This is a genomic window from Acidovorax sp. KPB24-03 (assembly GCF_057546605.1).
Genome location: NZ_BAAJYR010000126.1, coordinates 1 through 10139, shown reverse-complemented (window position 1 = coordinate 10139; position 10139 = coordinate 1). Strand labels below are relative to the sequence as shown.

Annotated in this window: 11 protein-coding genes; 3 read left to right on the top strand and 8 right to left on the bottom strand. The window is 67.5% G+C overall.

Annotated elements, in window-relative coordinates:
* The 5 genes from AC27KI_RS14150 to tkt form a co-directional block, all read right to left on the bottom strand.
* Window positions 1-459: DUF4398 domain-containing protein (locus AC27KI_RS14150; RefSeq protein WP_487114378.1), on the bottom strand; the 459-nt coding region annotated here is incomplete at its 3' end.
* A gap of 320 nt (window positions 460-779) precedes the next feature.
* A complete protein-coding gene (gap, locus tag AC27KI_RS14145; RefSeq protein ID WP_272550521.1) occupies window positions 780-1781 on the bottom strand; it encodes a type I glyceraldehyde-3-phosphate dehydrogenase in 1002 nt (333 codons plus the stop codon).
* 52 nt (window positions 1782-1833) lie between these two features.
* On the bottom strand, window positions 1834-2628 hold the full coding sequence (locus tag AC27KI_RS14140; RefSeq protein ID WP_487089231.1) for a hypothetical protein: 795 nt from the start codon (window positions 2626-2628) through the stop codon (window positions 1834-1836).
* A gap of 78 nt (window positions 2629-2706) precedes the next feature.
* Complete coding sequence (locus AC27KI_RS14135; RefSeq protein WP_487114376.1) at window positions 2707-3108, bottom strand: hypothetical protein; 402 nt, start codon at window positions 3106-3108, stop codon at window positions 2707-2709.
* Between the two features lie 97 nt (window positions 3109-3205).
* Window positions 3206-5260 carry a transketolase gene (tkt, locus tag AC27KI_RS14130; RefSeq protein WP_487114374.1) on the bottom strand — a complete coding sequence of 685 codons (2055 nt, stop codon included), beginning with the start codon at window positions 5258-5260 and terminating at the stop codon, window positions 3206-3208.
* Window positions 5261-5364: 104 nt separating this feature from the next.
* On the opposite strand from tkt, the gene speD reads away from it, so the two are divergent.
* Together speD and AC27KI_RS14120 are read left to right on the top strand one after the other, a co-directional pair.
* On the top strand, window positions 5365-5757 hold the full coding sequence (gene speD, locus AC27KI_RS14125) for an adenosylmethionine decarboxylase (RefSeq protein WP_284407352.1): 393 nt from the start codon (window positions 5365-5367) through the stop codon (window positions 5755-5757).
* A complete protein-coding gene (locus AC27KI_RS14120) occupies window positions 5754-6539 on the top strand; it encodes a nucleotidyltransferase family protein (protein WP_487114372.1) in 786 nt (261 codons plus the stop codon). Before speD ends, AC27KI_RS14120 begins: the two co-directional genes overlap by 4 nt.
* 33 nt (window positions 6540-6572) lie before the next feature.
* Here AC27KI_RS14120 and AC27KI_RS14115 read toward each other — a convergent pair whose 3' ends face one another.
* Complete coding sequence (locus AC27KI_RS14115) at window positions 6573-7322, bottom strand: hypothetical protein (RefSeq protein ID WP_487114370.1); 750 nt, start codon at window positions 7320-7322, stop codon at window positions 6573-6575.
* A 143-nt stretch (window positions 7323-7465) separates the two neighbouring features.
* On the opposite strand from AC27KI_RS14115, the gene AC27KI_RS14110 reads away from it, so the two are divergent.
* Entirely contained in the window at window positions 7466-8857 is a 1392-nt protein-coding gene (locus tag AC27KI_RS14110) for an aminopeptidase P N-terminal domain-containing protein (RefSeq protein WP_487114368.1), read from the top strand.
* Window positions 8858-8873: 16 nt separating this feature from the next.
* Here AC27KI_RS14110 and AC27KI_RS14105 read toward each other — a convergent pair whose 3' ends face one another.
* Both AC27KI_RS14105 and AC27KI_RS14100 read right to left on the bottom strand, forming a co-directional pair.
* Window positions 8874-9689, bottom strand: a complete 816-nt coding sequence (locus tag AC27KI_RS14105; RefSeq protein ID WP_487114366.1) for a DUF4198 domain-containing protein — start codon at window positions 9687-9689, stop codon at window positions 8874-8876.
* Between the two features lie 20 nt (window positions 9690-9709).
* Window positions 9710-10139: EF-hand domain-containing protein (locus AC27KI_RS14100; RefSeq protein WP_487114364.1), on the bottom strand; the 430-nt coding region annotated here is incomplete at its 5' end.

Sequence of the window (10139 nt, the reverse complement as noted above, 5' to 3'; positions counted from 1 at the left end):
AGGCATGGCACCGGGCATGGGTGCTGGCATGGGGGCGGCCATGGGCACTGGCGCGGGAGGGGGCGGCGGCATGGCACCGGGGACGGGCGGCGCGCGGCGGGTGATTTCGTCCTGCAGCGACTGGATGCTGGTCTTGACCTGCTGCAGCGTGGCGGCGTTGTCCGTGGCTTCGGCCTTCGTCTCGGCCACGCGGGCGTCGGCTTCCGCTTCGGCGGCCAGGCGGCGCGCCCGCGTGTAGTCCTTGCTGTCCAGGGCCTGCTGGGCCTGGGTCCACTTGTCACGGGCGCTCTGCAGTTCCACGGGGGCGTTGGCGGCCACCTTGGGCGCGGTGGTCGCGCGGTCCACGGCAGTGCGGCTCACGGCCATCTGCTCGGTGGGCTTGGGGGTGGAGGAGCAGGCGGCAAGCGCGCCCAGCGCCAGCACGGCAGTGGCAGTTCGGATCAAGGTGAAGGTCGGCATGGTGTTTTTCTCCGGACAGGGATGGAATGGCGCTTTGGGGCGGGTCCCGGTGACGGGAGCCCCTGGCGACAGGGTTCCGATTGTTCGGGCTGGGCTTGCCGCCCGGCGTAGGCCCATCGCAGCAGGCCGCGTGGGCAATGTCCGACGAAACGTGAGCAATGCATCCGAAAGCAACGGTTGCGAGCGCGTTCCTGCGGATGCCATTCACATTCATGCCGATGGGCGGAGGCGAAGCGGCCAATGGCGGCACAAACCATTCGCCCAAAGAAAAACGCGCCCGAAGGCGCGTTCCGATGGTCCGGCGAGCGGGCGCTGCTGTCTCAGCGGGAAGACACCACGCGCACCATGTCCAGGCACTTGTTGGAGTAGCCCCATTCGTTGTCGTACCAGGACACGATCTTCACGAAGGTGTCGTCGAGGGCGATGCCGGCATCGGCATCGAACACGCTGGTGCAGCTCTCGCCGCGGAAGTCGGTCGCCACCACCTTGTCTTCGGTGTAGCCCAGGATGCCCTTGAGCGCGCCTTCCGACTGCGACTTCATTTCAGCGCAGATCTCGGCGTACGTAGCGGGCTTTTCCAGCTCGACGGTCAGGTCCACCACCGACACGTCGGAGGTGGGCACGCGGAACGACATGCCGGTCAGCTTCTTGTTGAGCGCCGGGATCACCACGCCCACGGCCTTGGCGGCGCCGGTGGAACTGGGGATGATGTTTTCCAGGATGCCGCGGCCACCGCGCCAGTCCTTGTTGGACGGGCCGTCCACGGTCTTTTGCGTCGCGGTGGCGGCGTGCACGGTGGTCATCAGGCCGCGCTTGATGCCCCACTTGTCGTTCAGCACCTTGGCCACGGGGGCCAGGCAGTTGGTGGTGCACGAGGCGTTGGAGATGATGGGCTGGCCGGCGTAGGAATTGCAGTTCACGCCATGCACGAACATCGGCGTGTCGTCCTTGGACGGTGCCGACAGGATGACCTTCTTCGCGCCCGCGTCGATGTGCTTTTGCGCCGTTTCCTTGGTCAGGAACAGGCCCGTGGCCTCGATCACGACGTCCGCGCCGACCTCGTTCCACTTGAGCTGCGCCGGGTCGCGTTCCTGCGTGAGGCGGATCTTCTTGCCGTTGACGACCAGGGTGTTCCCCTCCACCGCGATGGTGCCCTTGAAGCGGCCATGCACCGAGTCGTACTGGAGCATGTACGCCAGGTAGTCGGGCTCCAGCAGGTCGTTGATGCCGACGACCTCGATGTCGGAGAAGTTCTGCACGGCGGCGCGGAACACCATGCGGCCGATGCGGCCGAAGCCATTGATGCCAATCTTGATCGTCATGGAACTATCCTCAGTAAAAAGAAAAGATTGATAAAAAGCCCTTGAATGAACCTCAAGAGCTACCCAGTACGTTGTTCATGAAAAGCTCGCCCTTTCTCGCCGGGAGAATGCTTTTCAGAAAATCGGGCACCCGGGGCGTCAGGCCGCCGCACTCGTTGATGCACGCCGTGTCGGTCATCGCCGAGGTGTCCGGGCTGAGCATGGGCTTGAAGCCCCTGTTCTTGTTGGCGCCCACGGCCCCGTTGCGATCCCAGATGGCCAAAGCCGTGGCTTTGGAGACGGGTTTGGCCATGGCGATCACCTGCGATTTGGTCACGGTGCCGACCGCGATGTGAAAGCCGATCAGGTTGGAAACCAGGTCTTCCTGGCTGAACCCGCTGTCCGTGATGAATTTGGGAAAGTATTCCTGGTAATTTTCGAATTCCAGGCTGACTTCCATGAAGATCGCCAATGCTACGGATTTCTTTTCGTCGGTGGACAGGTGGTGGCGAACGATGTATTCCCGCGATACGCCTGTCGACAGGTTGGCGCCGAACACGCGCTTGCCCATGTCCTGCTTGTACGTCAGCTTGAAGCCAGTGGAAGACTGGTCGGGAAATTTCGCCGCAGGATAGACATTCGAAAGCGCCGGCAGCGTGCAGATCTGCCGAAGGGTGCCCATGCAGTGCCGCACATCCGGACCTCCCGCGTTGATTTCTTTCCAAAGCGCGGAAGCTCCCGTGTGCGCACGGGTGGATTTGGGATCCATATGGCCCAGATCCAGCCAGCCCAGATGGCAGGTGTATACGAGGCCATAGGCTTTCGCCGCGGCTTCGCTCCCGTCCACAATATCTTTGCGCTTGCTCATTCGTCTCCAGCGGATTAATAGTTTTCCAGGAAATCGAGAGTGACTTCTTTGCAACCGCCTGCGTCGGTGATGAATAGGTCAACCGATAAGAAATCCTGCTGCGCGCAAACGAGCGCCAAATGATTTTTTGTTGCCCACGCTCTGGATTTCGTCTTTCACTTTGCATGATTTTTTATCGAAAGCGCTTCGATACGATTGCACTAAATCAGCCGAGCTCTTCAGACTGCCGTAGGTGACTGACGAATAAGGGCTGCTCTCGCCGTCACGGCCCTTCCAGCGGTATCTCGGTTTTTGGCATTCGTCCAGAATCTCCACCGATCGAAGGTATTCGGGCGCGCCAAGGCGGTACACGAAAGAACCTCGATCCACCCCGCTGGACTCGAACAATGCACCCGCCATGAAAAGCCCAGCCGCGCCGCAAAGCAGCAGGCCACCTGCAACGGCAGCCATGATTTTGGTAGCTCTGGACGCGCTCTTCATTCCGGCAGGTGGTTCCTGATGTTTTCAAGCGCGGCGGGAGTTTTCTGCCAATCTGGAGCAGGTCGGCAGAATCCCCCATCGCGCAGGGTTGGATCGATCAACGTTTGCGCAGCACCGCCTGCACCGTATCGGCCACGTTCTCTTCCGTGAAGCCGAAGTGCTTGAACAGCACCGGCGCCGGGGCCGATTCGCCGAAGGTGTCGATGCCGACCACGGCGGCGCAGCCGTATTTCCACCAGCCGTCGGTCACGCCCATCTCCACCGCGATGCGGGGGATGCCGGCGGGCAGCACGGATTGCTTGTACTTGGTGTCTTCGCGGTCGAAGGTCGTCGTGCTGGGCATGGACACCACGCGCACGGCGATCTTGCGCGTGGCCAGCAGTTGCTGCGCCTTGAGCGCCAGTTGCACTTCCGAACCCGTGGCGATGATGACGGCCTGGGCCTTCTTCTTGATGCCCACGTCGGCCGGCTCGGACAGCACGTACGCGCCGCGGCTGATGTCGCCCAGGTCGCGCTTGGGGGCATAGGCGATGTTCTGGCGCGACAGCAGCAGGGCCGTGGGCTGGGTGCGGTTGGACAGGGCCACGCTCCAGGCGACGGCGGTTTCGGTCGTATCGCTCGGGCGCCACACGTCCAGGTTCGGGATGAGGCGCAGGCTGGCGGCGTGCTCGATCGACTGGTGGGTCGGGCCGTCTTCGCCCAGGCCGATGGAGTCGTGGGTGAACACGTGCACCACGCGAAGCTTCATCAGCGCGGCCATGCGGATGGCGTTGCGGCTGTAGTCGCTGAACGTGAGGAAGGTGCCGCCGTAGGGGATGAAGCCGCCGTGCAGGGCGATGCCGTTCATGATCGCGGCCATGCCGAATTCGCGCACGCCGTAGTTGATGTGGCGCCCGCCGACGCGCACCGTCTCGGCGCCCACGTTCACTTCCACCTGCTGCACGTCGCCGTGTTCGTCGAAGCGCAGGGCCGGCGTGCTCTTGGTGTTGGTGAGGTTGGAGCCGGTCAGGTCGGCGCTGCCGCCCAGCAGCTCGGGCAGTTGCGCGGTGAAGGCTTCCAGGGCCAGCTGGCTGGCCTTGCGGCTGGCCACGGTTTCGCCCTTGGTGTGCATGCCGACCACGGTGTCCACGGCGGTCTGCGCGAAGTGCTTGGGCAGGTCGCCGGCCATGCGGCGGGTGAATTCGGCGGCCAGTTCGGGAAAGGCGGCGGCATAGGCGTCGAAGCGCTGCTGCCATTCGGCTTCGGCCTGGGCGCCGGTGTCCTTGGCGCTCCAGTCGGCATAGACCTCGGCCGGGATCTCGAAGGGCACGTGGCTCCAGCCGATGGCGTTGCGCGTGAGCGTGATCTCGTCGGCGCCCAGGGGTTCACCGTGGGCCTTGGAGGTGTTCGCGCGGTTGGGCGAGCCCTTGCCGATGGCGGTCTTGCAGACGATGAGCGTGGGCTTGTCGGTGGAGGTCTTGGCGCTTTGCACCGCGGCCGCCACGGCTTCGACGTCGTGGCCGTCCACGGGGCCGATCACGTTCCAGCCGCAGGCGCGCAGGCGGGCCGGGGTGTCGTCCACGAACCAGGGGGCGACCTGGCCGTCGATGCTGATGCCGTTGTCGTCATACAGCGCGATCAGCTTGTTGAGCTTCCAGGCGCCTGCCAGCGACAGCGCTTCCTGGCTGATGCCTTCCATCAGGCAGCCATCGCCCAGGAAGACGTAGGTGTGGTGGTCCACCACGGCATGGCCGTCGCGGTTGAATTCCTTGGCGAGCAGCTTCTCGGCCAGCGCGAAGCCCACGGCGTTGGTGATGCCCTGGCCCAGGGGGCCGGTGGTCGTCTCGACGCCGGGCGTGATGCCGTATTCGGGGTGGCCGGCCGTCTTGCTGTGCAGCTGGCGGAAGTTCTTCAGCTCCTGGATGGGCAGGTCGTAGCCCGTGAGGTGCAGCAGCGCGTACAGCAGCATGGAGCCGTGGCCGTTGGACAGCACGAAGCGGTCGCGGTCCAGCCAGTGCGGGTTGGCGGGGTTGTGCCGCAGATGGCGGCCCCACAGCGCGACGGCCATGTCGGCCATGCCCATCGGGGCGCCGGGGTGGCCGGAATTGGCCTGTTGAACTGCATCCATTGCGAGTGCGCGGATCGCATTCGCCATTTGTTGAGAATTGGCCATCAGGGGCGGCTCCGGAAGGGGGCGGTGGGGGGAAAACCCGGCATTTTACCGGGGCGGCTCCCTGGGCTCCGTCCCCGGGGCCCGATGCACTACAGTGCAGCCCCATGCAAGGCCTGCACCTCACCGCCGATCTCCAGCAATGCCGCTGCGCGCCGCACTGGCTGACCGATGCTGCCGCGCTGGGCCGCGCCTGCGCTGGCGCCGTGCAGGCGGCCGGGCTGCAGGCCGTGGGGCAGCTGTTCCACACCTTCCCGGCCACCGCGCAGGGGCCGGGCGGCGTGACGGCCACGCTGCTGCTGGCCGAGTCGCACCTTTGCGTGCACACCTGGCCCGAACTGGGCGCGGTCACGCTGGATGTGTACGTGTGCAATTTCGGCGGCGACCATTCGGCCAAGGCCGAGTCGCTGATGGCCGCGCTGCTGGCCTTGTTCGAACCGGCACGGGCGCAGCGGCATGCGCTGCAGCGCGGTGCGGTGGCCCAGGGCGTTGCGGCATGAACGCAGCCGTGCAGACCCCATTGCCGGTCCAGGGAGGCGCGCAGATTCCCGCCATGGTGCTGGCCGCCGGCCGCGGCGAGCGCATGCGCCCGCTGACCGATGCGTGCCCGAAGCCGCTGCTGGCGGTGCAGGGCGTGCCGCTGCTGGAGTGGCACCTGCGTGCGCTGGCCCAGGCGGGCGTGCCACGCGCCGTCATCAACACGGCGTGGCTGGGCGAGCAGATCAGCGAGCGGTTTGGGGGTCATTTCGGCCTCCAGGGCAATGAATCCGCCGGCAGCCTGCTATCGATTTCATACTCGCACGAAGGCCGCGACTTCGGTGGTGCGCTGGAGACCGCCGGCGGCATCGCGCGGGCGCTGCCGCAGTTGGGGCCCGTCTTCTGGCTGGCGGCGGGCGATGTGTTCGCGCCCGATTTCGTGTTCGCGACCGATGCCGCGCAGCGCTTTGCCGCCAGCACCGCGCTGGCCCATCTGTGGCTGGTGCCCAACCCGGAGCACCACCCGCGCGGGGACTTCGGCCGGTCGGACGCCGGCTTGGCGCTGAACCTGCCGGCCGACAGCACCGCGCCGCGCTACACCTACAGCACCCTCGCACTGCTGCGGGCGGAGTTGTTCGGCGCGCCCTGGTGCGATGTGCCCGCCGGCAATCCGACGGGGATCAGCGCCGCGCTGGCACCGCTGCTGCGCCGGGCCATGGACGCGGGCCGCGTCACCGCATCGCTCTACACCGGCCGCTGGACCGATGTGGGCACGCCGCAGCGGCTGGCGCAGCTCAACCGCTGAGGCCTTGGGGCGGCCTTTTTGGGCGCCTTGCGATCACTGGGCCGGTGTGGTGCCGCCGTTTGCGGGCTGCACGGCAATGGGTGGCGCCGCCTCGCAGTTGCGGAACAGCCATTGGCTGGGCAGAAAGCGCGCGGCAGGGCCGTCCGGTGGCGGCTTGCCCACCTCCGCCGGCACGTCGTAGGGAATGTGCGGCACCTGGAACACGGCCATCTGGCCCTTCTTGCAGGCCAGCGCGGGCACCAGCTTGTTGGCCACCCAGCCCTGGCTGGACGCGTCGTAGCGGTAGAGCGGGCCGATGCGCTGGTCCTGCGCCAGCTCCACGCGCAGCGGGTTGACCTGCAGCGCGCTGGCCCACACCCCAGCCACCAGCACCGGCTGCGAAAACCGCACCGCTTCCAGCCCATGCAGCGCCACGGGGCGCGACGGCTCGCCCTTGTCGAACGGGTCCTGGCGGTTGACCAGGCTGCCGGCCGGGATCAGCAACTCGCCGTACTGGAAATCCTGCGCCAGCGCAAAGCGCTCGCGGCTGGCGCGGTGCACGGCGCCGTCCTTCCATTCCTGACGCTCGCTGTGCGACAGGTACAGGCGCAGCCCCAGCCATGCGTTGCACAGCAGCGCCACGCCGCACAGCACCAGCAGGGCCCGGCGCGACAGCACCAGCTTTTGCGGCACATCGACCCACAGGGCATAGGCGCCGTAGCCCAGCAGGGCCACCGTCAACCCCAGGCCCAGCAGCGGCAGGAAGGTCGTCAAAATGAACTGCAGCGGGGCGAAACCGGACATGCGCGATCCAGGAGAGGGGGAGCCCGCCATTCTCGAACGCTTTGCGGGCAACGCCGGGGCGGCGCGTGCCTGCAATGATTCGAAATGTAATTTGCCCAGTGGAATTGCAAATGCCCCCCGGCCGATGCCCTGAGAATGCCTGCATGAGCCCACAGAACTCCCTCTACGCCCAGCGCCGCGCCCGCCTTGCTTCGATGCTCGGCGAAGGCGGCATCGCCATCGTGCCCACCGCCCCGGAGCGCCCGCGCAACCGCGACAGCGACTTCCTGTACCGGCACGACAGCTACTTTTACTATCTCACCGGCTTCACCGAGCCGGGCGCCTGCCTGGTGATCACGGCGCAGGGCCAGAGCACGCTGTTTTGCCAGCCCAAGGACCTGGAGCGCGAGATCTGGGACGGCTACCGCCTGGGCCCCGAGGCCGCCGTGGGCACGCTGGGCGTGGACGCCGCGCACTCGGCCGCCGTGCTGGAGTCGCAACTGCCCCGCCTGCTCGAAAACCGCACCCGGGTCTGGTACCCATTCGCCATCCACACCGGCCTGGCCGCGCGCGTGGAGGGCTGGCTGAACCAAGTGCGCGCACGGGTGCGCTACGGCGCGCTGTGCCCGGCGCAGCAGGACGACCTGTGCACGTTGCTCGACGAAATGCGGCTGGTGAAGGACGCGCACGAGCAGGACACCATGCGCCGCGCCTCGGCCATCAGCGCCCAGGCCCACATCCGCGCCATGCAGCGCAGCGCGCGCATGCTGCGCGCGGGCGAGGACGTGCGGGAGTACCACCTGGACGCCGAACTGCTGCATGCCTTCCGCGAAGCCGGCTCGCAGTGCCCGGCCTACAACTCCATCGTCGCCGCCGGCGCCAATGCCTGCGTGCTGCACTACCGCGCCGACGCCGCCCTGGTGCGCGATGGCGAACTGGTGCTGATCGATGCGGGCTGCGAACTCGACGGCTACGCCAGCGACATCACGCGCACCTTTCCCGCCAACGGCCGCTTCACCGGGCCGCAGCGCGCGCTGTACGACCTGGTGCTGGCCAGCCAGGACGCGGCCATCGCGGCGACGAAGGCCGGCGCCCGCTTCAACGACCCGCACGACGCCACGGTGGCCGTGCTGGCGCAGGGCATGCTGGACCTGGGCCTGCTCGACAGGAACACCGTGGGCACGGCGCAGGACGTGATCGACAGCCGCGCCTACTTCCAGTTCTACATGCACCGCACCGGCCACTGGCTGGGCATGGACGTGCACGACTGCGGCAGCTACGTGGAGCCGTCCGAGGTCGGGCAGGTCAGCGAGCGCAAGGACCCGCTCTCGGGCGAGACCATCGCCAACCGCCCCAGCCGCATCCTGCGGCCCGGCATGGTGCTGACGATCGAGCCGGGCCTGTACGTGCGCCCGGCCCCGGGCGTGCCCGAGGCCTTCCATCATCTGGGCATCCGCATCGAGGACGACGCCATCGTCACCGACGGCGGCTGCGAGCTGATCACGCGCGGCGTGCCGGTGAAGGCGGACGAGATCGAGGCGTTGATGCGGGGCTGACGCCCCTCACCGCGCGCTACGGGGCCAGCACCCGGAAGGTCAGCGTGTAGTTGTGGCCGTACATCGGGGCCGCCGCGCCTTGCGGCGCGGGCGCACGGTGGCGCACCAGGGCCAGGTACACGCCGGGCTGTGGCGGCACGTAGTGGATGCGGCCTTGCGCATCGGTCTTCAGGCTCTCGGCGCTGTGCTGGCTGGCGAGGTCCATCGCCGAGCGGTAGAGGTCCACTTTCTGCCCGGCCAGCGGCTGGCCGTCGAACTGCACGGCGAAGTCGAAGGCTTCGTTGGCGAACAGATCGCTCGGGTGCGTGGCGGGCACGATCTCCAGCCCCTTGCCCGAGCCCGCCAGCGCGGCCCGCGTGGGGGGCCCCGCGGTCACATAGGCCTCGGAGATGGATAGCGACTGGTAGTGGCTCAGCAGCCTGGCGCCGGGCGGCATCGGCGTGGCGGGGTCGCGTGCCACCTCGACCTTGCCGCCGTGCTCCCAGCTGCGAAAGATCGCGCCCAGGCGCGGGCCGGTGCTGAGCCGGTACGTGCCCTGGGCGCCGGGCAGCTTCTGCTCGGCCACGGTGCGCGTCTTGAACTGGCGCACATCGCCGAACGGCAGCGTGCCGCCATCGGGCGTGGTGATGGCAAAGCGCGTGTCGCCGAACGCCACGTCAGGCAGGAAGAACTTCTCGGTGAAGCCGGCGTCCACGCTGACGGTGGAGCCGGGCTCGATGTCGAAGCTTGCGGGCAGCAGGTAGGGCGTGTGGGCGCGGGCCAGGCCGCAAAGGCCCAGGGCCAGCGCCAGGCCGGCGCGCCGCAGCCACGGCAAGAAAGGGGCGGTGTGCATGGCAGGCATGGATGGCGGCCTCAAGGCTTCTTGGCGTCGGCGGCATTGACCACGCCGTCGCCGTTGGTGTCCGCGCCTTTGAAGGTCCGGTCGGCGATGGCGAGTTCTTCGTCCTCGGTCAGGCGGCCATCCTTGTTCTTGTCCAGGATGCCAAATCGCACATGGGCCTGCTGGATCGACGCCGCATGGGCCGCGTCGGGCGGGCGCTTCTGGGCGGCGTACTGCTGCTGCAGGCGCCCCTCGAACTCGGCCACGTATTCGGCTTCGCTGAGCCAGCCGTCCCGGTTGGTGTCGGCAGCCGCGAAGCGCTGCTTGCGCACCGCGTCGTATTCGGCGCGGGTGACCTGGCCGTCCTGGTTGGCGTCGTAGCCACCGATGAAGGCGGCATTGCCGTGGCCGCCCGCCGGCCGCGCCGGGCCGTCGCCGGCAGGGGCCGATGGGGCCGCGCAG

Coding starts and splice junctions, on each gene's coding strand:
- AC27KI_RS14135 (WP_487114376.1), bottom strand. CDS start 3,108: ATGAAGAGCGCGTCCAGAGCTACCAAAATCATGGCTGCCGTTGCAGGT.
- AC27KI_RS14110 (WP_487114368.1), top strand. CDS start 7,466: ATGAGCCCACAGAACTCCCTCTACGCCCAGCGCCGCGCCCGCCTTGCT.
- AC27KI_RS14140 (WP_487089231.1), bottom strand. CDS start 2,628: ATGAGCAAGCGCAAAGATATTGTGGACGGGAGCGAAGCCGCGGCGAAA.
- tkt (WP_487114374.1), bottom strand. CDS start 5,260: ATGGCCAATTCTCAACAAATGGCGAATGCGATCCGCGCACTCGCAATG.
- AC27KI_RS14115 (WP_487114370.1), bottom strand. CDS start 7,322: ATGTCCGGTTTCGCCCCGCTGCAGTTCATTTTGACGACCTTCCTGCCG.
- gap (WP_272550521.1), bottom strand. CDS start 1,781: ATGACGATCAAGATTGGCATCAATGGCTTCGGCCGCATCGGCCGCATG.
- speD (WP_284407352.1), top strand. CDS start 5,365: ATGCAAGGCCTGCACCTCACCGCCGATCTCCAGCAATGCCGCTGCGCG.
- AC27KI_RS14105 (WP_487114366.1), bottom strand. CDS start 9,689: ATGCACACCGCCCCTTTCTTGCCGTGGCTGCGGCGCGCCGGCCTGGCG.
- AC27KI_RS14120 (WP_487114372.1), top strand. CDS start 5,754: ATGAACGCAGCCGTGCAGACCCCATTGCCGGTCCAGGGAGGCGCGCAG.